Below are 25,402 nucleotides of genomic sequence, written 5' to 3' on the forward strand. Positions count from 1 at the left end.
TGTGCGCGAAAGGGCCATTTATATGTGTGATGCATAAGACATCTGGCCGGAACCCCCTATCGGGAACCCAGTACCGGTGGGTAACGTCCGGGCAGTCCAGTCGTGCTCACCCCACTGAGCACCTGCCATTCTTGGACCGCAGCCGGTGCGTCACACAGAGCCGTGGCACCGGAGCCCGATGAGGAGCAGCAGCCTTGCGCGAGTTCAGCCTTCCGGCCCTGTACGAGGTCCCGACGGACGGCAATCTGACGGATCTCATCCGCCGCAACGCCGCTCAGCATCCCGAAGTCGCGGTGATGAGCCGCAAGGTGGCCGGTGCCTGGACCGACGTCAGCGCCACCCAGTTCCTGGCCGAGGTGAGAGCCGCCGCCAAAGGTCTGATCGCCTCGGGCGTGCAGCCCGGCGACCGGGTCGCCCTGATGTCCCGCACCCGCTTCGAGTGGGTGCTGCTGGACTTCGCGATCTGGAGCGCGGGCGCGGTGACCGTGCCGGTGTACGAGACCAGCTCCGCCGAGCAGGTCCAGTGGATCCTCGGTGACTCCGGTGCGGTGGCGGTGCTTGTGGAGAGCGACGCGCACGCGGCCTCCGTGGCCTCCGTACGGGACGCGCTGCCGGAGCTGGAGCATGTCTGGCAGATCGACGCGGGCGCCGTGGAGGCGCTCGGCAAGGCGGGTGCCGAGGTCTCCGACGAGACCATGGACCTGCGGACGGTCAGCGCCAAGGCGGACGACCCGGCGACCATCGTCTACACCTCCGGCACGACGGGCCGCCCCAAGGGCTGTGTGCTGACCCACCGCAGCTTCTTCGCGGAGTGCGGCAACGTGGTGGAGCGGCTGAAGCCGCTGTTCCGTACGGGCGAGTGCTCGGTGCTGCTGTTCCTGCCCGCCGCCCACGTCTTCGGCCGGCTGGTCGAGGTGGCCTCGGTGATGGCCCCGATCAAGCTCGGCTGCGTCCCCGACATCAAGAACCTCACCGACGAGCTGGCCTCGTTCCGGCCGACGCTGATCCTCGGGGTGCCCCGGGTCTTCGAGAAGGTCTACAACGCGGCCCGCGCGAAGGCGCAGGCGGACGGCAAGGGCAAGATCTTCGACCGGGCCGCCGACACGGCGATCGCCTACAGCCGGGCGCTGAGCACCCCGCGGGGCCCCTCGCTGGGGCTGAAGCTCAAGCACAAGCTCTTCGACAAGCTGGTCTTCGGCAAGCTCCGCGCCGTCCTCGGCGGCAAGGGCGAGTTCGCGATCTCCGGCGGTGCTCCACTGGGCGAGCGGCTCGGCCACTTCTACCGGGGCATCGGTTTCACGGTCCTGGAGGGCTACGGCCTGACCGAGACCTGTGCGGCGACCGCGTTCAACCCGTGGGACCGGCAGAAGATCGGCACGGTCGGGCAGCCGCTGCCCGGCTCGGTGGTCCGGATCGCGGACGACGGTGAGGTGCTGCTCCACGGCGAGCACCTGTTCACCGGGTACTGGAAGAACGAGTCGGCGTCGGCCGAGGCGCTGGCCGACGGCTGGTTCCACACGGGCGACATCGGCACCCTCGACGAGGACGGCTACCTCGCGATCACCGGCCGCAAGAAGGAGATCATCGTCACGGCGGGCGGCAAGAACGTCGCCCCGGCGGTGATCGAGGACCGCATCCGCGCCCACGCCCTGGTCGCCGAGTGCATGGTGGTCGGCGACGGCCGCCCGTTCGTCGGCGCGCTGGTCACCCTGGACGAGGAGTTCCTGAGCCGCTGGGCCGAGGAGCACGGCAAGCCGGCCGGCTCGACCGCCCTGTCGCTGCGCGAGGACGCGGAGCTGCTGGCGGAGGTGCAGCGGGCGGTGGACGACGGCAACGCGGCGGTCTCCAAGGCCGAGTCCGTACGCAAGTTCCGGATCCTGCCGGCCCAGTTCACCGAGGAGGCGGGCCACATCACGCCGTCGCTGAAGCTGAAGCGGAACGTGGTGGCGAAGGACTTCGCGGACGAGGTGGAGTCGATCTACCGCGCGTGAGCGGTGTCACGCGTACGGAGGAGGGGCCCGCACCGGGAGTCGGTGCGGGCCCCTCCTCCGTACTCACAACAGCGTCTTGAGCTTCTCCGCCAGCAGGTCCCAGCGCCACTTCTCCTCGACCCAGGCCCGCCCCCGCTCCCCCATCCGCTGCCGCAGCTCCGGGTCGCCGAGCAGCGTCACGATCCGGTCCGCCGACTCCTCGGCACTGCTCCCGCGCACCACCCACCCGGTCTCGCCGTCCAGCACCGCGTCCGGTGCGCCGCCCGAGTCCCCGGCCACCACCGGCAGCCCGGTCGCGGACGCCTCCAGGTAGACGATCCCGAGCCCCTCCACGTCCAGCCCCCGCCGCCGGGTCCGGCACGGCATGGCGAAGACGTCCCCGGCCCCGTAGTGCGCGGGCAGTTCCGCCCACGGCACGGGCCCGGTGAACCGCACCGAGTCCTCCACCCCGGTCTCCACCGCGAGCCGCTCGAGGTCCTTGGCGTACGGGCCGCCGCCGACGATCAGCAGCACCGCGTCCGGGACCTGCGCCAGGATCGCGGGCATGGCCAGGATCAGCGTGTCCTGGCCCTTGCGCGGGACCAGACGCGAGACGCAGACGACCACCGGGCGGTCCGAGAGCCCGAGGCGGGCACGGACCCGGTCTCCGCCGGAGGCCGGGTGGAAGGTCTTCTCGTCGACGCCCGGCGGCAGTTGCACCATGCGGGCGGCCGCGTCCGGGGTGAGGGCGGCGGCGATCCGGGAGCGGGTGTACTCCCCCAGATAGGTGATCGTGTCCGTGCCCTCGCCGATCCTCCCCAGCAACTGCCGGGAGGCGGGCAGTTGGGCCCACCCGGCCTCGTGCCCGTGGGTGGTGGCCACCAGTCGCCGGGCGCCCGCGCGGCGCAGCGCCGGGGCCATCAGGCCGAGCGGGGCGGCGGCGCCGAACCAGACGGAGGTGCAGCCGTGTTCGCGCAGCAGGGCGGTGGCACGCTTGGTGACGCGCGGGGTCGGCAGCAGCATCGTCGTGCGGTCGCGGACCACGGTGAACGGCTGCTCGGCGTCGAAGGCGGCGGTGGCCGCCGCGCCCTCCTCGCCGCGCTTCCAGGTGGACGCGTAGACGACGACCCGGTCGGGATCCAGGCGCAGCGCCATGTTGTGCAGGAACGCCTGGATGCCGCCGGGGCGGGGCGGGAAGTCGTTGGTCACGATCAGGGTCTTGTCCATCGTGGCTGACAGTACCGAACGGCCGCGCTTCACGGCCCACGCCCTCACCCCCCGGCATCATGGGCCGCCGGACCCGGGCCGGAGAGGGCCCCCGGACGGTGAGGGCGGCGGCGATGACGGGACGACGGGCATCCACCGGCGTACGACTGCCGCCGTACGGACTGCTGCCGTGCGCGGCCTGGGCGCTGACCCGGGCGGCGCTGCTGCTCAGTGTGTCCGGGGTGTTCTCCCTGGGCGGCCTCGATGTCACGGTGGACGTGTCGGTGATCTACCGGGGCTGGTACGAGACGCTGCTCACCGGCACGTACCCGCTGGACGACGTCACGTGGCAGTACCCGCCCGGTGCCGCCCTCGCGATCCTCTCCCCCGCCCTGCTGCCCCTCTGGGAGTACGCGAGCGCCTTCTACGCCCTCGTCCTGCTCTGCGACGCGCTCGTGTTCGGGTTGCTGCTGTACGCGGGCCGGCGGCCGGGGATAAGGGCGGCGGGCGCGTGGGTGTGGGCCGTGGGGGTGCCGCTGCTGGGGCCGACCGTGTACGCCCGGTACGACCTGATGGTGACGGCGGTCGCGGTGGCGGCGCTGCTGGCAGGAGTGCGCCACCCGAAGGTGCTGGGAGTGCTGGCCGCGTTCGGGGCGCTGCTGAAGGTGTGGCCGGCGTTGGTGCTGGTGGGGGTCCGGCGGGGGCGGCCGACCCGGGCGGCCTGGTCGGCGGCGGCGCTGACGACGGCCGGTCTCGGTGTGGGCTTCGCGCTGTGGATGCCGGGGGCGTACGCGTTCCTGGCCTTCCAGCGGGACCGGGGCCTGGAGATCGAGTCGCTGGGGGCGCTGTACTTCCACCTCGCGCGGCACGTCGGCTGGGAGGGGCGGGTGGAGCTGCACTACGGCTCCATGGAGTTCCTCGGCCCGCACGTGGGACTGGTCTCGACGCTGGCGCTGGGACTGGCCGTGCTCGCGCTGGGCTGGCTGCTGGTGTGGCGGCTGCGGGCCCGGACGTTCGCCGCCCACACCCCGGCGCAGGCCGCGTTCACGGCGGTGCTGCTGTTCACCACGACGAGCCGGGTGATCAGCCCGCAGTACGTGGTGTGGCTGGTCGGGCTGGCGGCGGTCTGCCTGGCGTTCCGGGGCGGCGGGATGTCGCGGCCCGCCGTGCTGGTGCTGGTCGCGGCCGCGGTGACGGTGCTGGAGTTCCCGGTGTACTTCGCCGAGGTGGTGGCGAGCGACGCGTGGGGCGTGGCGCTCCTGTGCGTACGGAACGGGCTCCTGGTGGCGGCCTCGCTGCTGGCCGCGCGGCGGCTGTGGCGCGAGACGGTGCCGGGGGTACGGTCCTGGGAGACGGCCGGGGCGGACCCGGCCCGCGGGGATCAGCCGAGCCGGGCGCTCAGGTAGTCGCGCCAGTCGGCGGTGAACTCCTCGGGCGTCGTGTCGAGGACCGATCCCAGCGCCTGCTCCACCGCCCCGTCCCGCCCGGGATGGGCCCCCACAGCCGCGTAGAAGGCGGTGAGCTTCTCCTTGCCCCACCGCTCCGCGATGAGCTCGCAGGCCATCCAGGCGCTCTCGTAGGCCCGGGCGAGCTCGGCGGGGTCGCCGTCGAAGCCGAAGCCCTTGTCGACGGGGAGTTCGGCCGGTACGTCACCGGCCCGGACGGCGCCCGTCAGCTCGGGGGCGATGAGGTCGGGGGTGCGGTCCTCGCCCCGGTAGGCGGCCCAGTCGGCGAAGCCCTCGGAGAGCCAGACGGGAGTGGCCGCGGAGGTGCTGGTCCGGGTGGCGACATGGGTCGTCTCATGGGTCAGGACGACCCGCTGGCCGAAGCTGCCGAGTGAGGCGTACGCCTGCGGGTTGACGATCACCCGGTCCGCGAGGGCGGGGCGCTTCCCGGTGGCGCCGGCCTCGCCCGTGGTGACGGCGGCGATCCCCCGGTAGCTGGTCTCCTGGGAGCCCAGCAGCCCCGCCATGGACTCCACGGAGTCCGGGACGAGGACCACCACCCGGCGCGCCCACGGCTGCGGCCAGGCGTCGGACACGGCCGGGACGGCGAGGTCCACGGTGTCCGCGACCTGGCGCAGCTCCGCCTCGGGCCGCCCGACGCCCAGGACGAGGCTGTGGGCGCCCCGGACGACCTCCACCTCCCCCTGGTGCCAGAGCTGGTCGGTGGCGCCCTTGGCGGGCCGGTCGGCGCTGACGTACCACCGCTCGCCGTCCCGCATCAGCTCCAGGGTGCGGCGTGCGGCGACGGGCGCTGTGTCGTACCCGTCGATCCGATAGCGCAGCTCCACCTCGGCGGTGGCCCGGTCGCCGTCCTCCTCGGTGATGCCCTTCACCTCGTACGACCAGGACTTCAGGGGTACGTCGGCGAGGTTGGCCAGTTCCGTGCGCTGGGCGGCCCGCAGCTTCGCGGCGTCGGGCGCGAGGGTGTCGAGGTAGCCCGCCGGGTCGCGGGCGAGCACAGCGGCGGCGCGGCGCTCCAGGGTGGCGTCGATCTCGCGGACGGTGAGAGAGGTGGCGGCGTCCCGTTGGCCCGCCGGGGTCACACAGGCGGAGGCGGTCAGCAGGGCGGCGAGCACCAGGCCCGCCGCACGCCGCCGCCGTCGAGGGCGTCTCCCCCGCGCACCACGTCCTTCTACGGCCACCCTGCCGATCGTACGGTCCGTTCCGGGCGGTGGTCAGATCCGGGTCACCGAGGAGACGGGCATCATCCCGACGGGGTCGTAGCGGATCGGGGCGCCCGGGTAGGGGGCGTGGATGACCTGGCCGTTGCCCACGTACATCCCGATGTGGCTGGCGTCGGCACGGTAGGCGACCAGGTCGCCGGGCTGGGCCTGGGAGAGCGGCACCATGCGGCCCGCGTACCGCTGGGCCTGCGAGGTGCGGGGCAGGCTCACCCCGGCCTGCGCGTAGGCCCACTGCATGAGGCCGGAACAGTCGAAGCCAAAGGGCCCGTTGGCGCCCCACACGTACGGCTTGCCGAGCGCCTGGCGTACGGCGGCGACGGCGGACATCGCCCGGGCCGAGCCGGGGGCGACGCCGGAGAGGTCGGGGGCGCCGTCGCGGCCGGAGCGGGAGACCCGGTCGAGGGAGGCGCGGTCCTCGGCGGGCAGGGAGTTCAGCAGTTGCCGGGCCTGACGGAGCTTGGCCTCGACGTCCCGTTTGTGGCGGGTGACCGCGGCCCGGTTGCGCTCCAGCTCGGTGAGGGCGCGCGAGGCCTCGGCGCGGGTCTGGGCGACGCCGCGCTGGGCGCGGCGGAGCTTGTCCAGGGTCAGCGCCTGGCGCGCGCCGGCCCGGTCGAGGGCGGCGGCCCGCTCCAGGTAGGTGTCCGGGTCGGAGGAGAGCAGCAGTGCGAGCGCGGGGTCGATGGCGCCGGTGCGGTACTGGGCGCCCGCCATCGCGCCGAGGGAGTTGCGCATCCGGTTGACGGACTCCTGGCCGCGGGCCGCCGCGTCCTGGGCGCGGTCCGCCTCGCCGCGCAGCCGCTCCACCCGCTCCCCGGCCTCGTTGTAGAGCTCGGTGGCCTTCTCGGCCTCGGCGTAGAGCCGGTCGACGGCCGCCTTGGCGCTCTGGCGGGTGTCCTTCGGGTCGGCGCTCGCCGGGGCCCCGGTCAGGGTCGCGGCCGCGGTGGCGGCGGCCGCTGTGACGACCGTGACGCGGACGCCCCGATGGAGGCCGGACTGGGTGGGACGGCGATGGGACACCACAGGAAGCCGCACTTCCTTCCGCTGACGCAGTTCGACGCAGGAACGCGCGGCGCCCTGCCGCCCGGGACGGGCGGACCGAGAGCGGGAGCCGCACAGCAGCCAGACAGTAATCGGACGACTACCGGGCGGCCAAAGACCTCGCCGGTGGCGGAAGGGGCGTCGAAACAGCGCTGCCCGCCGGTGACCTCGGTCTCCAGGCGGGGCAGCGCGTCAGCGTGGGGTGGGGCGATTCCCTCGTTCGGGCGTCGCTCCGGGCGGGCGTGGCGTCAGATGCGGACGCCGAACTGGAAGGTGCCCATGTAGTCCATCGACTCGTAGCGGACGACGGTGCCCGGCTTCGGGGCGTGCAGGATCTGGTTGTTGCCGGCGTAGAAGCCGACGTGCGACAGGCCGTTGAAGAAGACCAGGTCGCCCGGCTTGAGCTGGCCCCGGCCGATCTTCACGCCGTCGTTCTGCTGGGTGTACGTGGTCCGGCTGATGTTGACGCCGGCCTGGGCGAAGGCCCACTGGGTCAGCCCGGAGCAGTCGTAGGAGTTGGGGCCCGAGCCACCGGAGACGTACGGCTTGCCGAGCTGGGTGGCGGCGGCGGAGAGGGCGGCGGCACCACGGTTGGAGGCGGGGGCCTCGTTGCCGAGCTGGACGCGCTCGCTGGTGGCGCGGCTGGCGCGGTCCTTCGCCTCTTCCTCCTGGGCGATCTTCGCCCGCTCGGCGGCGGTGAGGCTGTTGAGCAGCCGCTGCGCGTCGGCCAGCTTGCCCTGGTACTTCTTCTTGTTCTCGCCGAGCGCCTTGCGGACGTCGGCGAGGTCGCCGAGCTTGTCCTGGGCTTCCTTGCGCTGCTGGGCGAGGGTGCGCTGCTTGGCCTGGATCTTCTGCAGCGACTCCGTCTGCTTGACCGTCAGCTGGTCGAGCGCGGAGGCCTGGTCGAGGAAGCTGTCCGGGTCCGAGGCGAGGAAGAGGGCGACCGAGGGGTCGATACCGCCGGAGCGGTACTGCGCGGTGGCGATCGAACCCAGCTCGCCGCGCAGGTCGTTGAGCTCGTCCTGGCCGCGGGCGACCTTGTCCTGCAGGGCGTCGACCTGCTTCTTGAGCTTGTCCTGCTGCTCCTTGGCCCCGTTGTACTTCTCGGTGGCGGCCTCGGCCTCGTGGTAGAGCTTGTCGACCTTCGCCTTGACCTCGTTCTTGGTCGGCTTGGGGTCGGCGTGGGCGGCCTGGGAGGTCAGGGCCACGGCCGCAGCGGCGGTCGCGGTGAGCACGGTCACGCGGGTGCGGCTCGGCTGCTTGGGACGACGGTGGGACGCCACGAAGGCGAGCTCCTTCTTCCTCGAGCCGCCTACCGGGCTTGTGGGGGAACGAATCCCCGGCTCCGTGCACATGACGGACTAGGCGGTTCCTTCGCTGCCACCCCGGATGGGTGATCAACCGTGCGAAGGTTCGAGGCCTGACCCTAGTGACCTTCTTGTGATCAGTTCAAATCCTCACAGGATTTTTCTTGTCACATCAGGCACTTCTTTACTCTCACTCCACCACGTGTAGTGGCGACTTGACGGTACGTTCCCAAGAATCCGGCATGCCACACATGTCGTACAACTGTGCCTAGACGCGCGAAAGGCGCTTCAGGAGCAAGACGGACGCGACCGGCCTGGCACCGGCCTTGGCCACCCCGTCCGCCACCTCCCGGTCGGTGGAGACGACCACCACGGGCCGTCCCGGCGGTTCCGCACGGGCCAGTTGGCGGATCAGCTCGTCCGCCGTGACCCCCGCCTTGCTGAACAGCACCCGCACCCCGCGCGGCGGCGCGAGCAGCACCGGGGCGGCCAGTTCGGCGCCGTCGAAGACACAGGTCATCTCGGCGCCGGTCTGCGCGGCGAGCACCGAGAGGCCGCCCAGCAGACGCAACCGCTGCTTCTCCAGCGGCATCTGGGGATAGCCGGTCTTGGTGACGTTGTAGCCGTCCACGATGAGATGCGCCTGCGGGAGCGCCAGCAGCTGGTCGAGCAGCGCCGGATCGGTGTCCGAAAGCGCCCTGGCGGCGATGTCCTTGGGTGACATCCGCCCCGGCTCCACCGCGTCCACGCTGTCGGCCGGGCGGGCCGTCACCGGGGGCAGGGCCAGCTCGCGCCGGAGCCCCGAGGCCGCGTCCAGGACCGTGTCGAGCAACAGCCTCAGCCGCATGTCCTCCATCGAGCGCCCCTCGCGGGAGGCCCTGCGGCCCGCCTCCACGGCCGCCTCGGCCTCGCCGAGCCGGTGCTTGAGCCGACGCGACTCGCTCTCGGCGGCGGAGAGCTGGGCGGCCGCCTCGGCGCGCTGGGCGTCGGCCTCGGCGGTGCTGCGGCGCAGGGCGGCCTCGCCGCGCTTCACCTCGCTCTGCGCGGAGCGGAGCTTGCGGTGGAGCGACTCGGACTCCTTGCGGGCCGCGTCCAGCTCGGCGCGCAGCCGCTCGGTCTCGCTGTGGGTGTGGGCGCGTGCCCGCTCCAGCTCCTCGCGCAGCTGGAGCAGTTCGCGCCGGGTCTCCTCGCCCACCCGCTCCGCGTCGGCGCGCTGGACCTCCTCGCCGGCCGCCTCGACCAGCTTGACCCAGCCCACCGGGCGCAGCACATAGGCGGCGGCGGCCACATCGACGGGGTCGGCGGCCGCGGGCGGCGACCCCGCCTCCAGCGCACCGGCCAGCTCCGGCTGGGCCTGGCACAGCCGCTCGCCGATGCGCTGCCGGAACAGCGGGTCGCCCTCCAGGGCGGCGGCCATCGCGTTCCCCGCGAACTTGGCCCGCCGGGTCGGGGTGAACCGGGCATACTGTCGCAACTGGGCGGGCAGTTCGGCGACGGTCAGGCCGCCGAAGGCGTCCGCGACCAGGGCGATGACCCGGCGCCGTACGCCTTCGGGCAGCGGGCGGTCGAGCGCCTCTGCACCGCCGTCGGCCGCATCGGCCGGTTCGGCGCCGCTGGTCGGCTGATCCACCGTCCGTCACCCCATAGATATGTCTGTCGGTGCGCTCCGTCAGGAGGCGGCACCCGGCCTGTCAACCAGTTCGATCTGGTCCACCGCGTTGCACCAACGACAGCGGACCGACTCGATGGTCTCACTGACCACCTCCCGCTCCTCGACACTGGACTCACCGGCCAGGTCGAGGTGCACGTACTCCACGACCTTGGAGGACCGCGTCACGTCGAAGCGCGTGAGATTGCCGCACAGGGTGCAGCGCCAGCGGGTCCCGTCGGTCGGCAGGGGAACCGTCGTCATCGTTGCGTCCTCTTTCGTCGTCTCCGACAGCGCGCGCCGGGCGTGCCGCCGCGTCGCTTCCTGTCCTACGTCAAGGATCTCGCGGTGCGCCGTCGAACTGCGGAAGTCCTGGCGTAACCCTACGGCCTCGCGTATAGGCATCGGCACGGCGAGGCGCTCCGTCCCGTTCTCCTCCGGTACGTCATGCTCTGTACATGATCGACGTACGGCGGTTCGACTGGCGGGCCTCGGCCGGGAAGGTCCGGGACAGCGCGGCGGGCGGGACCGTGGGCGGGGCGCCGGTGACGTACGGGCTGATCGCCCTGTGCTGCGCCATCTTCCTGATCAGCCCGCTCTCCGGGTTCGGCGGCGCCTCCTACGGGAGCCAGGACGCTCTGCTCGCCGCGCAGGCCGGATACTTCGAGCGGTGGGGCGTGATCCCGGCCGAGTTGTGGGAGGGTTCGGCGCGCGCCCTTCTCACCCCGTTCACCGCGCTGTTCGTGCACGGCAGCTGGCTGCACCTGCTGGGCAACCTGCTCTTCCTGTACGTGTTCGGGGCGATGGCCGAGGAACGCATGGGCCGGGTGCAGTTCGCCCTCTTCTACGTGGGGTGCGGCTACCTGGCGCTGGTCTGCTACGCGGCGCTGCACGCGGAGTCGGAACAGACCCTGGTCGGCGCGTCGGGCGCGATCTCGGCGGTGCTCGGCGCCTTCCTCCACCTGTTCCCCAGGGCCCGGGTGACCAGCCTGTTCCCGTTCCTCTTCTTCCTGCCGCTGCGCTTTCCCGCCTGGATCGTGCTGGTCTTCTGGTTCGGGCTCCAGTGGGCGGCGGCCCAGGCGGCGGACGCGGGGCCGGGGGTGGCGTATCTGGCGCATGTGGCGGGGTTCGCGGCCGGGTTCCTCTACGCCTGGGGACGCTACGGGCGAAGGACTAGAGTGAAGGTTCCAGCCACGGCCACCGAGGGAGACAGCCAGCCGTGATCACCGCGATCGTGCTCATCAAGACCAGCGTGGACCGGATTCCGGAGATCGCCGAGGCCATCGCCGCGCTGGACAGTGTCAGCGAGGTCTTCTCCGTCACCGGCACCTACGACCTGATCGCCATGGTCCGGGTCGCCAGGCACGACGACCTCGCCGACGTCATCCCCGGCCGGATCAGCAAGATCCCGGGCGTCGAGGGCACCGACACCCATGTGGCGTTCCGTACGTACTCCCAGCACGACCTGGAAGCGGCGTTCGCCATCGGCCTGGACGCATAACCTCCGACGCACTTCGGCCGGGGACAGGCACGCTGCCTGTCCCCGGCCGAAGTGTTCTACCAGCCTCAGATCCGTGCGGCCTCGCCCCGGTCCGGAACACAACGGCCGTCCTCGGTGCGGTACTTCCACTGGGCGCCCTCGCGGACCAGCTCGGTGACCGCGCGCAGGAACCGCTCGATGTGCTCGTCCGGCGTACCGGCGCCGAAGCTGACCCGGATCGCGTTGAGCGAGCGAAGCGAGGAGGGGGTCCCCCCGGCCGGAGGCTGGGGGAGCTCGCCCGGCTCGGCCTCGGGGGCGCCGCACTCGCCCGGGTCCTGCGGGTCGCCGCCGAGGAGGGTGCGCACCAGCGGGTGGGCGCAGAAGAGGCCGTCGCGGACGCCGATGCCGTACTCGGCGGAGAGGGCTGCGGCGAAGTGCGAGCTGTTCCAGCCACGCACCACGAAGGAGATGACGCCGACCCGGGGGGCGTCGTCGCCGAAGAGCGAGAGCACCTGGACCTCGGGGACCTCGGCGAGCCCTTCACGGACCCGGGTCACCAGCTCCTGCTCCCGGGCGACCAGCGAGTCGAACCCGGCCTCGGTGAGGGCCTTGCAGGCGGAGGCGATGGAGTAGACGCCGATGACGTTGGGCGAGCCGGCTTCGTGGCGGGCGGCCGTGGTGTGCCAGTCGACGTCCACGCCGCCGTCGGCGCGCCGGGCGACCTTGCGGGAGGCGCCGCCGCCGGCGAGGTACGGCTCGGCCGCCTGGAGCCAGTCGGCGCGGCCGGCGAGGACCCCGGAGCCGAAGGGCGCGTACAGCTTGTGGCCGGAGAACGCGACCCAGTCGACGTCCAGTTCGGCGATGTCCACGGGGTGGTGCGGGGCGAGCTGCGCGGCGTCCAGGACGATCCGGGCGCCGTGCGCGTGGGCGGCGGCGGCCAGTTCCCTGACCGGCCACAGCTCACCGGTCACGTTGGAGGCGCCGGTGACGCAGACGAGGGCCGGGCCGTAGGGATCGCGGTCGGCCAGCGCGCGCTCCAGGGTCTCCACCGCCTGGCCCGGGGTGCGGGGCGCGTCGAGGTAGGTGACCTGGGCGTCGCGCCAGGGCAGCAGGGAGGCGTGGTGCTCCGTCTCGTACACGAAGACCTGGCAGTCGGCGGGGATCGCGGCGGCCAGCAGGTTGAGGGAGTCGGTCGTCGAGCGGGTGAAGACGACCTGGTCCTCGGCGCGGCAGCCGAGGAACTCCGCGACCGTGCGGCGGCTGTTCTCGAAGAGGTCGGTGGAGAGCTGCGAGAGGTATCCGGCCCCGCGGTGGACGCTGCCGTAGTACGGGGCGTACGCGGCGACGTCGTCCCAGACCCGCTGGAGGGCCGGGGTGCTGGCTGCGTAGTCGAGTGCGGCGTAGGTGACTTCACCGCCGGTGACAAGCGGAACGGTGACATTCCACCCCAGGACGGGCAGTGGGGAACACACCGACGGGTCGATGGCAGCGGCGGAGACAGACATGGCGAACTCCCGTGAAAGGCAGGCGAAATCCGGCGCCGACGGGTACGCGGCAGCGCAGGAGAAGGAAGAAAAAGGGTGCGCGGAAGGAGGGCCGTTCAGCCCAGGGCGCGGAGAGCCCTGGGACGAGCCCTAACGCATTCGCTTGCTCACAAGAGGCTCCCTAGGGACCAGGACCCCGGGGGCTGGCGTCCACTGGACGCCGAGGGGCCCGCGCTTGCCGCAGACCTCGCTGCCTACGGCCTGGTCTTCACCCGGGGCACCCCGCCACGGACGGAGGGTTGCCGGACAGCGGGCCGGGGCCGTAGTCGCTGTCACTCATGACCTGCGCAGCATCTTGCCATATGGGTGCGTACGCGCAAGGGCGCGGTCCGGCATCCGGACCGCGCCCTACGTGACAACGCGACTACGGTCAGGCGTTGCTGGCCGCCACCCACCGCTCGAGCGCGCGCTTGGCGGCCCCGGAGTCGACGGCCTCGGCCGCCACCACGATCTTCGCCGCGATCTGCTCCGTCAGCGTGCCGGGCCCCGGGTCGAGGGCGACCAGCGCCGCCGCCGAGTTGAGCAGCACCGCCTCACGTACCGCGCCGCCCTCGCCGTCCAGCAGGCGGCGGGCCACATCGGCGTTGTACGAGGCGTCGGCGCCGCGCAGCGCCTCGACGGGGACCAGCGGCAGGCCGACGTCGCGCGGGTCGAAGGGCTCCTCGCGGACCGTGCCGTCACGGACCACCCAGACCCGCGAGGTGGCGGTGGTGGTCAGCTCGTCGAGGCCGTCGTCACCCCGGAAGACGAGGGCCGAGTTGCCCCGGTCCGCGAGGACGCCCGCGACGATGGGTGCCATCCGGGCGTCGGCCACCCCGATGGCCTGGGATCGCACCTGGGCCGGGTTGGTGAGGGGCCCCAGAATGTTGAACGTGGTCTGCGCGCCGAGCTCGCGACGGGCCTTGGCCGCGTACCGCAGGGCGGGGTGGAACTTCACGGCGAAGCAGAAGGTGATGCCCGCCGCCTCGGCGACCTCGACCACCCGCTGCGGGGTCAGCTCCAGGTTGACGCCGAGCTTCTCCAGCACGTCGGAGGAGCCGCTCGCGGAGGAGGCGGCCCGGTTGCCGTGCTTGACGACCTTCGCGCCGGTCCCGGCGACGACGATCGCGGACATGGTGGAGATGTTGACCGTCTTGGCGAGGTCGCCGCCGGTGCCGACGATGTCGACGGTGCGGCCGGGCACGTGGATGGTGTTGGCGTGCGCGTACATCGCGCGTACCAGGCCGGTGACCTCCTCGACGGTCTCGCCCTTGGCCCGCAGCGCGACCGCGAAGCCGGCGATCTGCGCGTCGGTCGCCTCGCCGCTCATGATGCGGTCCATCGCCCAGGCGGTCTCCTCGGAGGAGAGGTTCTCGCCGCGCAGCAGGGGGTTCAGCAGGCCGGGCCAGGAACGGTCCGCCACGCTGTCGCCGCCGCTCGGGGTCACAACGTTCATGGTCCGCTCCAGGGGGTCCACAGCCGGTAAAGAGTCCGGCTCCACCCTATCCAGCCACCGGGACCGCGAAGAGCCCCGTCCATCGAATGGACGGGGCTCTCACGGTGGCGATCAGGTCGGACGATCAGTGGTGGCCGTGGCCCTCGCTGATCTCCTTGTACTCCTCCGCGGTGGGCTTGGCGATCTGGTTGTTCTCGCCGTAGTAGCCCTTGCTGAGCTTGGCCCGCACCTTCTGCACCGGGGAGATCTTGCGCTTGACGCCGTTCTCGTCGACCTCGGGGCCGAGTTCGAGCGGCTTGTACTGCTCGTGCGCGGTGAGCGTGTGCAGCTGTCCCGGCGAGAGCGGCTCGTGGACCTCCACGAACTCACCGTGCGGCAGGCGCTTGATGATGCCGGTCTCGCGACCGTGCAGCACCTTGTCCCGGTCGCGGCGCTGGAGGCCCAGGCAGATCCGCTTCGTGACGATGAACGCGATGACCGGCCCGGCGAAGAAGAAGATCCGGACGAACCACGAGATGGCGTTCAGCGACAGATGGAAGTGCGTGGCCCACAGGTCGTTCCCACCGCCGACGAGGCCGATGAAGTACGCCGTGATCCAGGCGACGCCGAGCGCCGTACGGGTCGGGGCGTTGCGCGGGCGGTCCAGGATGTGGTGCTCGCGCTTGTCCCCGGTGATCCAGGACTCGACGAACGGGTACACCGCGGGCAGCGAGAGCACCAGGCCGAAGAGGACCAGCGGGATGAACACGCCCAGGTTGAGCGTGTGGCCCCAGAAGACGATCTCCCAGCCCGGCATGACACGTACGAGACCCTCGGCGAAGCCCATGTACCAGTCGGGCTGGGCGCCGGTGGACACCTGGTCCGGGCGGTACGGGCCGAGCGCCCAGATCGGGTTGATCGTGGCGATGGCCGAGATGATCGCGATGATGCCGAAGACCAGGAAGAAGAACCCTCCGGCCTTCGCCATGTACACCGGCAGCAGCGGCATGCCCACGACGTTCTTGTTGGTCCGGCCGGGGCCCGCGAACTGTGTGTGCTTGTGGTAGAAGACCAGGATCAGGTGGGCCACCAGCAGCCCGAGCATGATGCCCGGCAGCAGCAGGATGTGGATCGAGTAGAACCGGGCCACGAAGTCGTGGCCGGGGAACTCGCCGCCGAACAGGAACATCGAGATGTACGTACCGACGATCGGCACGGACAGGATCGCGCCCTGGGTGAAGCGGACACCCGTACCGGACAGCAGGTCGTCCGGGAGGGAGTAGCCGGTGAAGCCGGTGAACATGCCCAGCACGAAGAGCAGGAAGCCGAAGACCCAGTTGACTTCGCGCGGCTTGCGGAAGGCGCCCGTGAAGAAGACGCGGCACATGTGCACGAACATGGCGGCCAGGAAGATCAGCGCGCCCCAGTGGTGGATCTGCCGCACGAGCAGACCACCGCGGACCTCGAAGCTGATCTTCAGCGTGGAGGCGTAGGCCTCCGACATCCGGATGCCCTGCATGGGCTCGTACGGACCGTGGTAGACGATCTCGTTCATGCTCGGCTGGAAGAACAGCGTCAGATACACACCCGTGAGGATGATGATGATGAAGCTGTAGAGCGCGACCTCACCGAGCATGAAGGACCAGTGGTCCGGGAAGATCTTGCGCATGTTGGCCTTGGCCAGGCCGTAGATGCCGAGCCGGCCGTCCGCCCAGTCGGCGACCCGCTCGCCCGCGGGTGCCTTGCGCTGTCCCGCCTGGTCGGCGGGCGGGTTGGTTGTCGCAGTACTCATCCGCGCTCCCAGAAGGAAGGGCCGACGGGCTCGTCGAAGTCACCGAGCGCCTCGAGGTTGCCCTCGCTGTTCACGCCGATCCGCAGCTGCGGAAGCGCGTGGCCGGCCGGACCGAAGATGACGCGGGCGCCGTCGGAGAGGTCGAAGGTGGACTGGTGGCACGGGCAGAGCACGTGGTGTGTCTGCTGCTCGTACAGGCTGATCGGGCAGCCGACGTGGGTGCAGATCTTGGAGAAGGCGACGATGCCCTCGTGGGCCCAGTCGCGCTGGCGCTTGTCCTTGATGTCGTCCGGCTCGATGCGGACGATCATCAGGGCGGCCTTGGCGATCTGCGACAGGAAGTCGTGCGCGTCGTCCTCGAGCCCCTCGGGCTTGGCGAAGGTCAGCGACCCCACGGCGACGTGCTCGGGACGCAGCGGCTGGCCCGTGTTCATGTTGACGAGCAGCTTGCCCTTGGCCCACATCGTGGTCCGGAGCTTCTTCTCCGGGAGCGGACCGAGGTCGCGCAGCAGCACCACACCGGAGAGCGGCACCAGGGCCAGCGCGCCGAACATGGTGGTGCGGATGAGCTTGCGCCGGCCGATCGCCGACTCCTCGGCTCCGGCCTTGAAGTCGGCCATGACCTGGGCCTTGACCTCGGCCGGCGCCTCGATCGGGTGCCGTTCGGCCGCGACCTCGACGTCGGACATCAGGGTGCGCGCCCAGTGGACGGCGCCCGCTCCGATGAAGAAGAGCGCGAAGCCGAGCGTCAGTCCCAGGGAGAAGTTGAGCGCACTCACATGGCCGAAGGGCCAGATGTAGACGATCTTGTCCACCGGGAAGATGACGTAGGAGGCGATGAAGCCCACCGTCGACAGCATCGAGAGGACGAACATGAACGCGACGGCCCGCTCCGAGCGGTTCGCGGCGCGTTCGTCGAGGTCCTGGATGCGCGGCTTGTGGGCCGGCAGCCCCGGGTCGGCGAACGGGTCGTCCGTACCCACCACCGCGCCGTGCGCGGTCTCCTGCACTACGGGCAGGTTGTCTTCTGGAATCTGTTGGCTACTCATGACTTCTTGGCCTTAGCGGTGTGGGCCGCGACCCAGACGGCGGTTGCGACGAGGGCGCCGAGCCCGAAGATCCAGGCGAACAGGCCCTCGCTGACCGGGCCCAGGCCGCCGAGGGAGAGGCCACCGGGACTCGCCGACTCCGAACCGTTCACGGTCTGGATGTACGCGATGATGTCCTTCTTCTCCTGCTCCGGCATCGTCGTGTCGGGGAAGGAGGGCATGCTCTGCGGGCCGGTCTGCATGGCCTCGTAGATGTGCTTCGGGCTCACGCCTTCGAGGTCCGGGGCGTACTTGCCGTTGGTGAGGGCGCCGCCCTTACCCGTGAAGTTGTGGCACTGGGCGCAGTTGTTGCGGAACAGTTCGCCACCCTTGGCGACGTCCGCGCCGGCCGGGTCGACCTGCTTGTCGGTCGGCGTGATCGGACCGGCGCCGAGCGACGCTACGTACGCCGCGAGCTGGTCGATCTCCGCCTGGGTGTAGATGACCGGCTTCTTCGGTACCTGGGCGCCCGGCTGCTGCGCGGGCATACGGCCCGTACCGACCTGGAAGTCGACGGCGGCGGAGCCCACGCCCACGAGGGACGGCCCGTCGGTGGTGCCCTGACCGCCGGTTCCGTGGCAGCTGGCGCAGCCTACGGTGTAGAGCTTCTTGCCCTCGTCGATGGCGAGGGACTGGGCGGTTTCATCGGCCTGCGCCTTGCCCGCAGGCGCAAACGCGGCGTACAGCCCCCCGGTAGCCGCCAGCGCGAGGAGTAGTACGACGACCGCCGCCAGCGGATGGCGTCGTCGTGCGGAGAGCTTTTTCACGGATTACCCCGGTGTCAGGATCTTCTGCGTCGATGGTGGGCGGGTGCGAACCCGGTTACTTGATCATGTAGATCGTTGCGAACAGGCCGATCCACACCACGTCCACGAAGTGCCAGTAGTAGGACACGACGATGGCCGCGGTGGCCTGGTCATGGGTGAACCTCTTGGCTGCGTACGTCCTGCCGAGAACCAGCAGGAAGGCGATGAGGCCGCCCGTCACGTGCAGACCGTGGAAGCCGGTGGTCAGGTAGAACACCGAGCCGTACGGGTCGGACGACAGGGAGAGCCCCGCCTCCTTGACCAGCTCGACGTACTCGACGACCTGGCCGCCGATGAAGATCGAACCCATCACGAACGTCACGATGAACCAGGTGCGGAGCTTCTTCACATCGCCCCGCTCGGCGGCGAAGACGCCGAGCTGGCAGGTGAGTGAGGAGAGCACCAGGATCGTGGTGTTCGTGGCCGCGAACGGGAAGTTCAGATGACCGGCCATCTCCTTCCAGTAATCGGGTCCCATCACCGATCGAAGGGTGAAGTACATCGCGAAGAGGGCCGCGAAGAACATCAGCTCGGAACTCAACCAGATGATGGTTCCGACGCTGGTGAGGTTCGGCCGATTGACCGACGGGTGCGCGTGCCCGGTTTCTACTGTCGTTGCTGTCGCCACGACCGACATTATGTCGGTCGCTTATCCCGCCCTCACCCCGGGGGGTGCCGTTCGGTGTGTCAGTCCCGTGTGTCCTGCCCGAACGGCCCATCGAATCGGTGTCCTTACCGGTGCTGACGGCCGGTCGACCGGAGTACGATCCGCGCATCGGTTCATGCCCCGAGAGCCCCGAAGACACAGATGTCACGGAGGAACAATGCAGGCGACCGCCACGGTCCTGGTCTACAGCGACGACGCCAACATCCGCGAGCAGGTGAAGCTGGCAGCCGGTCGCAGGCCCGCGGCCGACGTGCCACCGGTGAAGTTCCTGGAGTGCGCGACGCTTCCGGCCGTCCTGGCGGCGCTGGACGGCGGCGGGATCGACGTCTGCGTCCTGGACGGCGAGACGGCTCCCATCGGCGGCATGGGCGTCTGCCGTCAGATCAAGGACGAGATCTTCCGCTGCCCCCCGGTCCTCCTGCTCATCGGCCGCCCGCAGGACGCGTGGCTGGCCACCTGGAGCCGTGCGGAGGCCGCTGTGACGCTGCCGGTGGACCCGGTGGAGTTCGCCGGCGCGCTGGCGGCTCTGCTGCGCGCCCGGCTCGCCGTGGAGGCCTGAGAGGGCCCTGTGCGCCCGTGAGGAGCGCCCCGCCGTGCGGGGCGCTCCTTCCTTGCCCGGTCAGACATGCGGGCGCAGGCGGGCGGCCTGGAGCGTCTGCGGGCTGTCCGGCACCCCTTCGTTGAGGGCGCTGCCCTTCTGCCACTTCTCCCAGGAGAGGTTCCAGTCGCCGAACCCGTTGTCGAACGGGGTCATGGTCTCCCCCGCGCTGCCGACGACCTTGACGATGTCGCCCTGGCGCACGGTGTCGAAGAACCACTCGGCGTTGCCGGTGCTCATCCCGGTGCAGCCGTGGCTGACGTTCGCGCTGCCCTGGGAGCCGGTGGACCACGGCGCGGCGTGGACGTACTCGCCGCTCCAGGTCACCCGGGTGGCCCAGTAGACCGGCAGGTCGTACGACTCCGAGGAGCCGGCGGCGATGCCGATGCTCTCGCCGCGCATCCGTACGAACTGCTCCTTGGCGAGGATCACCTTGACGCCGTTGCGGGTGGAGAAGCCGGGCTTGCCGGTGGTGACCGGAATGGTGTTGATCACTTCTCCGTTGCGCAGGACCGTCATGGTGTGGGTCGAGGCGTCGGTGAGGGCCTCGATCCGGTCGCCGGTGGTGATCTTCAGGGGTTTGGCCTCGGCCCCGTAGAGGGCGTTGGTCACCTTGATGCCCGTCAGGTTGGAGCGGACCTCGATGGTGGCGTCGGCGGGCCAGAACTCCTTGGGCCGGTAGTGCAGCTTCTTGTCGTCGACCCAGTACCAGGAGCCCGTGACGGCCGGGGTGGAGCGGACCTTCAGGGCACGCTCGACCGTGGCCCTGGAGGCCTTGTCGGTGACCGGAGCGCTGAGTTCCGCCGTGATGGGCTGTCCGACGCCGTAGGTGCCCGCCTCCGGGCCGAAGGCCACCTTCAGCAGCTTCTTGGGCGAGGAGGTGTCGAAGGAGAGCGTACGGGTGCCGGGGGCGCCGTCCCCGTTCTCGGTGGAGACCCTGACGGTGTATCCGGTACCGGCCGCCAGCGGGGCCGTGGAGCGCCACCTCCTGCCGTCGGCGGAGAGCTCGCCCGCCAGGTGGCGGCCGCCCGTGTCCACGGCGCTGACGTCGGTGATGCGGCCGTCGTCGCCCTTGACGGTGACTTCCAGGGGTTTGTCGGGGTCGGCCTTCTCGTTCTTGGAGGGGCCGTTGAAGGAGACCTGGTCGCCCGCGTCGTACGGCTTCGTCGACAGCGGGTGTCCGTCGGGCTCGCCACAGGCGGTCGCACCCGCGCCAAGGGTCACGACCAGCAGAGTGCAGCTCACTACGGTGCGGATGCGCGGCGTGTGGTTCATGAACTCAACGTAAGAAGATTCATCCGATCCAGCGCGTTCAATGACTCCGAACGAGCGAGGGGCCCGTGTCGCTTCCTGCGACGCGGGCCCCTCGTGGGGTAGTGCGGTGTCACCCTCGGGAGGGTGTCACTGGGTGCGGTTCTCACCCCGGTAGTACTCGAAGACCCAGCCGAAGAGGCCGATCAGGAGCAGCGGGGCCGAGAAGTACAGCAGCCACCAGCCGAAGACGACGCCCATGAAGGCGAAGGCGCCACCGATCGCCAGGGAGAGCGGCTGCCAGCTGTGCGGGGAGAAGAACCCCAGCTCGCCCGCCTCGTCGGCGACGTCCGCCTCCTTGTTGTCCTGGGCCATGGCGTCGACCCGGTTGGCCGTGAAGGCCAGGTAGAAGCCGATCATGACCGAGAGCCCGAAGGCCAGGAAGAGGGCCGTGGTGCCGACCGGCTCCTTCGACCACACGCCGTACACGACGGCCATGCCGAGGATGAAGACGCTCAGCCAGATGAACATCTGTCCCTGGATCTTCACTTGCCTGCCTCCTTGCCGCCGGCGAGGGCCTTGTCCGACTCGGAGTGGTACTCGAGCTGTTCGAGCGCCGCGATCTCCGGGTGGTGCAGGTCGAACGCCGGGGATTCGGAACGGATCCGCGGCAGGGTGAGGAAGTTGTGCCGCGGGGGCGGGCAGGATGTCGCCCACTCCAGCGAGCGGCCGTAACCCCAGGGGTCGTCGACCTCGACCTTCTTGCCGTACTTGGCGGTCTTCCAGACGTTGTAGAAGAACGGCAGCATCGACAGGCCGAGCACGAAGGACGCGATCGTGGAGATCGTGTTCAGCGCGGTGAAGCCGTCGGCGGCGAGGTAGTCCGCGTAGCGACGCGGCATTCCCTCGGCGCCGAGCCAGTGCTGCACCAGGAAGGTGCCGTGGAAGCCGACGAACAGCGTCCAGAAGGTGATCTTCCCGAGCCGCTCGTCCAGCATCTTGCCGGTGAACTTCGGCCACCAGAAGTGGAATCCGGAGAACATCGCGAAGACCACGGTGCCGAAGATGACGTAGTGGAAGTGCGCGACGACGAAGTACGAGTCGGAGACGTGGAAGTCCATCGGGGGCGAGGCCAGGATGACGCCGGTCAGACCACCGAAGGTGAAGGTGATCAGGAAGCCGACGGCCCAGAGCATCGGTGTCTCGAAGGACAACGACCCCTTCCACATCGTGCCGATCCAGTTGAAGAACTTCACACCCGTTGGCACCGCGATGAGGAAGGTCATGAAGGAGAAGAACGGCAACAGCACGCCGCCCGTCACATACATGTGGTGCGCCCACACCGTCACCGAAAGTCCGGCGATGGCGATCGTCGCGGCGATCAGACCGATGTAGCCGAACATCGGCTTGCGGCTGAATACCGGGATGACCTCGGAGATGATTCCGAAGAACGGCAGGGCGATGATGTAGACCTCTGGGTGTCCGAAGAACCAGAAGAGGTGTTGCCACAGCAACGCGCCGCCGTTGGCGGAGTCGAAGATATGCGCACCGAATTTACGGTCCGCCTCCAGCGCGAAGAGCGCGGCGGCGAGAACCGGGAAGGCCAGCAGGACCAGGACACCGGTCAGCAGGACGTTCCAGGTGAAGATCGGCATGCGGAACATCGTCATGCCGGGGGCGCGCATACAGATGATCGTGGTGATGAAGTTGACCGAGCCGAGGATCGTGCCGAAGCCGGAGAAGGCCAGACCCATGATCCACATGTCGGCGCCGATGCCCGGCGAGCGGACCGCGTCGTTCAGCGGCGCGTAGGCGAACCAGCCGAAGTCGGCGGCGCCCTGCGGGGTGAGGAAGCCGGCCACCGCGATGAGCGAGCCGAAGAGGTACAGCCAGTACGCGAACATGTTCAGCCGCGGGAACGCCACATCGGGCGCGCCGATCTGCAACGGCATGATCCAGTTCGCGAACCCCGCGAACAGCGGCGTCGCGAACATCAGCAGCATGATCGTGCCGTGCATCGTGAACGCCTGGTTGAACTGCTCGTTCGACATGATCTGCGTGCCGGGACGAGCGAGCTCGGCGCGCATGAAGAGCGCCATGAGTCCGCCGATGATGAAGAAGGCGAACGACGTGACCAGGTAGAGCGAGCCGATCGTCTTGTGGTCAGTGGTGGTCATCCACTTGACGACGACATTTCCCGGCTGCTTGCGGCGCACGGGCAGCTCGTCCTCGTACGAGTCGTCTGCCGGAGCCGCACCCTGAGGTTCGTTGAGGATGCTCACAGTTGCTTCTTCTCCGAATTCCTGGCCGGGTCGGTCTGCTCGATGCCTGCCGGCATGTAGCCCGTCTGACCCTTCTCAGCCAGCTCCTTGAGGTGCTGCTGGTACCGCTCCGGGGAGACGACCTTGACGTTGAAGAGCATCCGGGAGTGGTCGACGCCGCAGAGCTCGGCGCACTTGCCCATGAAGGTGCCCTCCCGGTTGGGAGTGACCTCGAAGACGTTGGTGTGGCCCGGGATGACGTCCTGCTTCATGAGGAACGGCACCACCCAGAAGGAGTGGATGACGTCACGCGAAGTGAGGACGAAGCGGACCTTCTCCCCCTTCGGCAGCCACAGGGTCGGGCCCGGGTTGCCGTTCTGGGGGTTGCGCGTCCCGGGGATGCCCGCGTCGTAGACACCGGTGGCGTCCTTCGGGAAGTCATCCTGGTACTTCTGGGGGATGGCGTCGAGTTCCTTGGGGATCTCGCTGCCCGCAGCGGGCTGGCCTTCCACCTTCTCGATGTAGTTGAAGCCCCAGCTCCACTGGTAACCGACCACGTTGATGGTGTGGGCCGGCTTGTCGGAGAGCTCGAGGAGCTTCGACTCATCACGCGCGGTGAAGTAGAAGAGCACCGAGACGATGATGAGGGGAACCACTGTGTACAACGCCTCGATGGGCATGTTGTACCTGGTCTGCGGAGGAACCTCCACCTTGGTGCGGCTACGCCGGTGGAAGAAGACGCTCCAGAGGATCAGCCCCCAGACAAGGACACCCGTGACGAGCGCTGCCGCCCACGAGCCTTGCCAGAGGGAGAGGATCCGAGGGGCCTCTTCCGTCACCGGGGTGGGCATACCGAGGCGGGGAAAATCCTCCCAGTTGTATGAACAACCGGAGGCCGTCGCCAGGACCAGGCCCGCAGTCAGCACCTGCGGCAGCTTCCGCCGCATCGGGCGCCGCGACGAGCGGTCGGAGCCGTTGGGACTCACGTAGCGCCTTCCCGAGAGTCTCGCCCGCACGGTCGGCGCGCCCGTCTCTGTGGTCGGTCGCCGTCCCTGTCGCGGGCAGGGGTTTGGATGTTTATGCGGACCAAACCCTACTGGACGCTATTTGGGGTCGCGCGGGGAGGGTGCCCAACGCGCCGCCCGACTCCCCGAAGGGGTGGAATCGGGGCCTCCGGACGCCATCTGACGCCCTCTCTCCCAGGCCGGGGCGGGCAGGTGGCTGCGGGGCGGGACCGGCTGCGGGCTAGCGTGGCGGTGTGCCCTACTTCGACGCCGCCTCCGCCGCCCCCCTGCACCCCGTCGCCCGCCAGGCGCTGCTTGCCGCGCTCGACGAGGGCTGGGCCGATCCCGCCCGCCTGTACCGGGAGGGGCGCCGCGCCCGGCTGCTGCTGGACGCTGCCCGGGAGGCCGCCGCGGACGCCGTCGGCTGCCGTCCGGACGAGCTGGTCTTCACCTCTTCGGGGACGACCGCGGTGCACGCGGGAGTTGCCGGAGCTCTTTCGGGGCGTCGGCGTGTCGGCCGCCATATGGCCCTCTCGGCGGTCGAACACTCCTCGGTGCTCCATGCCGCGGGGGCCCACGAGGCGGCGGGCGGCTCGTCCACCGGGGTGCCGGTGGGACGGTCGGGTGCGGTGGACCCGGCGGCGTACGCCGGTGCGCTGCGCGCCGACACCGCGCTGGCCTGTCTCCAGTCGGCCAACCACGAGGTGGGGACCGAGCAGCCGGTGGAGGAGGTGGCCGCACTGTGCGCCGAGGCGGGGGTGCCGCTGCTGGTGGACGCCGCCCAGTCGCTGGGGTGGGGGCCGGTGGCGGGCGGCTGGTCGCTGCTGGCGGCGAGCGCGCACAAGTGGGGCGGGCCGGCCGGGGTGGGACTGCTGGCGGTACGCAAGGGGGTACGGTTCGCCCCGCACGGCCCGGCCGGGGAGCGGGAGTCGGGCCGGGCGCCGGGGTTCGAGAACCTGCCGGCGATCGTGGCGGCGGCGGCCTCGCTGCGCGCGGTACGGGACGAGGCGGCGGTGGAGGCGGAGCGGCTGCGGGCGCTGGTCGGCCGGATCCGGTCGGTGGTGGCCGAGCGGGTGGGCGATGTGGAGGTGGTGGGCGATCCGGAGCGGCGGCTGCCGCATCTGGTCACCTTCTCCTGTCTCTATGTCGACGGGGAGACCCTCCTCCACGAACTGGACCGGCACGGATTCTCCGTATCATCCGGTTCGTCCTGCACCAGCAGCACGCTGGAGCCGAGCCATGTGCTCAGGGCGATGGGCGTGCTGTCCGAGGGGAACGTCCGCGTGTCGCTGCCGATGGGCACGGCGGAAGCGGACGTGGACCGGTTCCTGGAGGTGCTGCCCGGGGTGGTCGCGGAGGTACGGGAGCGGCTCGGCGCCCCGGTCGCCTCGCCCCCGCCCCCCTCCCCCGCCGCGTCCCTGGTGGTGGACGCGCTCGGCCGGCGCTGCCCGATCCCGGTGATCGAGCTCGCAAAGGTGATCGGGGAGGTACCGGTGGGCGCCACGGTGACGGTGCTCGCCGACGACGAGGCGGCGCGGCTGGACATCCCCGCCTGGTGCCAGATGCGCGAGCAGGAGTACGTGGGCGAGGAGCCGGCGGACCGGGGTTCGGCCTATGTGGTCCGCCGGCTCTCCTGAGG

At 70.3% G+C, this 25,402-nt stretch carries 22 protein-coding genes and 1 riboswitch; of the genes, 6 read left to right on the forward strand and 16 right to left on the reverse strand.

All coding sequences use genetic code 11. The features are described from left to right. Positions 1 to 194: 194 nt before the first annotated feature. Positions 195 to 1,991 (forward strand): AMP-dependent synthetase/ligase, encoded by a 1,797-nt coding sequence (locus AMK21_RS21960; RefSeq protein WP_073880506.1) that lies wholly within the window; start codon positions 195 to 197, stop codon positions 1,989 to 1,991. A 63-nt stretch (positions 1,992 to 2,054) separates the two neighbouring features. Here the strand turns inward: AMK21_RS21960 and AMK21_RS21965 are convergent, their stop codons facing one another. Further along, positions 2,055 to 3,197 (reverse strand): glycosyltransferase family 4 protein, encoded by a 1,143-nt coding sequence (locus AMK21_RS21965; RefSeq protein ID WP_073880609.1) that lies wholly within the window; start codon positions 3,195 to 3,197, stop codon positions 2,055 to 2,057. 113 nt (positions 3,198 to 3,310) lie between these two features. On the opposite strand from AMK21_RS21965, the gene AMK21_RS21970 reads away from it, so the two are divergent. Further along, the gene (locus AMK21_RS21970; protein ID WP_073880508.1) at positions 3,311 to 4,582 is read left to right on the forward strand and encodes a glycosyltransferase family 87 protein; all 1,272 of its coding nucleotides are present in this window, start codon (positions 3,311 to 3,313) and stop codon (positions 4,580 to 4,582) included. Here AMK21_RS21970 and AMK21_RS21975 read toward each other — a convergent pair. The 5 genes from AMK21_RS21975 to AMK21_RS21995 all read right to left on the reverse strand — a co-directional run bounded on the left by AMK21_RS21975 (position 4,558) and on the right by AMK21_RS21995 (position 10,122). Beyond that, positions 4,558 to 5,823: a hypothetical protein gene (locus AMK21_RS21975; RefSeq protein WP_079181221.1), complete on the reverse strand. Its 1,266-nt coding sequence runs from the start codon at positions 5,821 to 5,823 to the stop codon at positions 4,558 to 4,560. The two genes, AMK21_RS21970 and AMK21_RS21975, sit on opposite strands and share 25 nt — an antisense overlap. A 33-nt stretch (positions 5,824 to 5,856) precedes the next feature. Further along, positions 5,857 to 6,885, reverse strand: coding sequence for a C40 family peptidase (locus AMK21_RS21980; RefSeq protein ID WP_073880512.1), 1,029 nt, complete (start codon positions 6,883 to 6,885; stop codon positions 5,857 to 5,859). A 266-nt stretch (positions 6,886 to 7,151) separates the two neighbouring features. Then, positions 7,152 to 8,186 (reverse strand): C40 family peptidase, encoded by a 1,035-nt coding sequence (locus tag AMK21_RS21985; protein WP_073880514.1) that lies wholly within the window; start codon positions 8,184 to 8,186, stop codon positions 7,152 to 7,154. 292 nt (positions 8,187 to 8,478) lie between these two features. After that, complete coding sequence (locus AMK21_RS21990) at positions 8,479 to 9,840, reverse strand: NYN domain-containing protein (protein ID WP_073880516.1); 1,362 nt, start codon at positions 9,838 to 9,840, stop codon at positions 8,479 to 8,481. 39 nt (positions 9,841 to 9,879) lie between these two features. After that, entirely contained in the window at positions 9,880 to 10,122 is a 243-nt protein-coding gene (locus tag AMK21_RS21995; RefSeq protein WP_015608051.1) for a hypothetical protein, read from the reverse strand. A gap of 194 nt (positions 10,123 to 10,316) precedes the next feature. Here AMK21_RS21995 and AMK21_RS22000 point away from each other — a divergent pair, with 194 nt between their 5' ends. Both AMK21_RS22000 and AMK21_RS22005 read left to right on the forward strand, forming a co-directional pair. After that, a complete protein-coding gene (locus AMK21_RS22000) occupies positions 10,317 to 11,081 on the forward strand; it encodes a rhomboid family intramembrane serine protease (protein ID WP_073880518.1) in 765 nt (254 codons plus the stop codon). Continuing rightward, positions 11,078 to 11,359: an Lrp/AsnC family transcriptional regulator gene (locus tag AMK21_RS22005; protein ID WP_003969641.1), complete on the forward strand. Its 282-nt coding sequence runs from the start codon at positions 11,078 to 11,080 to the stop codon at positions 11,357 to 11,359. The genes AMK21_RS22000 and AMK21_RS22005 overlap by 4 nt, the downstream gene beginning before the upstream one ends. A 65-nt stretch (positions 11,360 to 11,424) precedes the next feature. Here AMK21_RS22005 and AMK21_RS22010 read toward each other — a convergent pair whose 3' ends face one another. From AMK21_RS22010 to AMK21_RS22035, 6 genes are all read right to left on the reverse strand, one after another. Beyond that, entirely contained in the window at positions 11,425 to 12,843 is a 1,419-nt protein-coding gene (locus tag AMK21_RS22010; protein ID WP_073880520.1) for an aminotransferase class V-fold PLP-dependent enzyme, read from the reverse strand. Between the two features lie 205 nt (positions 12,844 to 13,048). Further along, positions 13,049 to 13,166, reverse strand: a riboswitch (SAM riboswitch). Positions 13,167 to 13,252: 86 nt separating this feature from the next. Then, a complete protein-coding gene (gene trpD, locus AMK21_RS22015; protein WP_073880611.1) occupies positions 13,253 to 14,317 on the reverse strand; it encodes an anthranilate phosphoribosyltransferase in 1,065 nt (354 codons plus the stop codon). Between the two features lie 124 nt (positions 14,318 to 14,441). After that, positions 14,442 to 16,088 carry a cytochrome b gene (locus AMK21_RS22020; RefSeq protein WP_073880522.1) on the reverse strand — a complete coding sequence of 549 codons (1,647 nt, stop codon included), beginning with the start codon at positions 16,086 to 16,088 and terminating at the stop codon, positions 14,442 to 14,444. Beyond that, positions 16,085 to 17,137 (reverse strand): ubiquinol-cytochrome c reductase iron-sulfur subunit, encoded by a 1,053-nt coding sequence (locus AMK21_RS22025; RefSeq protein WP_073880524.1) that lies wholly within the window; start codon positions 17,135 to 17,137, stop codon positions 16,085 to 16,087. The genes AMK21_RS22020 and AMK21_RS22025 overlap by 4 nt, the downstream gene beginning before the upstream one ends. Then, entirely contained in the window at positions 17,134 to 17,943 is an 810-nt protein-coding gene (locus AMK21_RS22030) for a c-type cytochrome (protein ID WP_073880526.1), read from the reverse strand. Before AMK21_RS22030 ends, AMK21_RS22025 begins: the two co-directional genes overlap by 4 nt. A gap of 55 nt (positions 17,944 to 17,998) precedes the next feature. Next, the gene (locus tag AMK21_RS22035) at positions 17,999 to 18,619 is read right to left on the reverse strand and encodes a cytochrome c oxidase subunit 3 (RefSeq protein ID WP_073880528.1); all 621 of its coding nucleotides are present in this window, start codon (positions 18,617 to 18,619) and stop codon (positions 17,999 to 18,001) included. Positions 18,620 to 18,806: 187 nt separating this feature from the next. Here AMK21_RS22035 and AMK21_RS22040 point away from each other — a divergent pair, with 187 nt between their 5' ends. Then, on the forward strand, positions 18,807 to 19,208 hold the full coding sequence (locus AMK21_RS22040) for a response regulator transcription factor (protein ID WP_073880530.1): 402 nt from the start codon (positions 18,807 to 18,809) through the stop codon (positions 19,206 to 19,208). 60 nt (positions 19,209 to 19,268) lie between these two features. Here AMK21_RS22040 and AMK21_RS22045 read toward each other — a convergent pair whose 3' ends face one another. The 4 genes from AMK21_RS22045 to coxB form a co-directional block, all read right to left on the reverse strand. Then, positions 19,269 to 20,522, reverse strand: coding sequence for a L,D-transpeptidase (locus tag AMK21_RS22045; RefSeq protein WP_073880532.1), 1,254 nt, complete (start codon positions 20,520 to 20,522; stop codon positions 19,269 to 19,271). Positions 20,523 to 20,648: 126 nt separating this feature from the next. Continuing rightward, complete coding sequence (locus AMK21_RS22050; protein WP_073880534.1) at positions 20,649 to 21,047, reverse strand: cytochrome c oxidase subunit 4; 399 nt, start codon at positions 21,045 to 21,047, stop codon at positions 20,649 to 20,651. Then, positions 21,044 to 22,780: a cytochrome c oxidase subunit I gene (gene ctaD / locus AMK21_RS22055; RefSeq protein WP_073880536.1), complete on the reverse strand. Its 1,737-nt coding sequence runs from the start codon at positions 22,778 to 22,780 to the stop codon at positions 21,044 to 21,046. Before ctaD ends, AMK21_RS22050 begins: the two co-directional genes overlap by 4 nt. After that, positions 22,777 to 23,745: a cytochrome c oxidase subunit II gene (coxB, locus tag AMK21_RS22060; protein ID WP_073880538.1), complete on the reverse strand. Its 969-nt coding sequence runs from the start codon at positions 23,743 to 23,745 to the stop codon at positions 22,777 to 22,779. The genes ctaD and coxB overlap by 4 nt, the downstream gene beginning before the upstream one ends. 272 nt (positions 23,746 to 24,017) lie before the next feature. Here coxB and AMK21_RS22065 point away from each other — a divergent pair, with 272 nt between their 5' ends. After that, the gene (locus AMK21_RS22065) at positions 24,018 to 25,400 is read left to right on the forward strand and encodes a cysteine desulfurase/sulfurtransferase TusA family protein (protein ID WP_073880540.1); all 1,383 of its coding nucleotides are present in this window, start codon (positions 24,018 to 24,020) and stop codon (positions 25,398 to 25,400) included. The last annotated feature ends 2 nt before the right edge of the window (positions 25,401 to 25,402 follow it).

Origin of the sequence: Streptomyces sp. CB00316, assembly GCF_001905595.1 — a bacterium.
Lineage (GTDB): Bacteria > Actinomycetota > Actinomycetes > Streptomycetales > Streptomycetaceae > Streptomyces.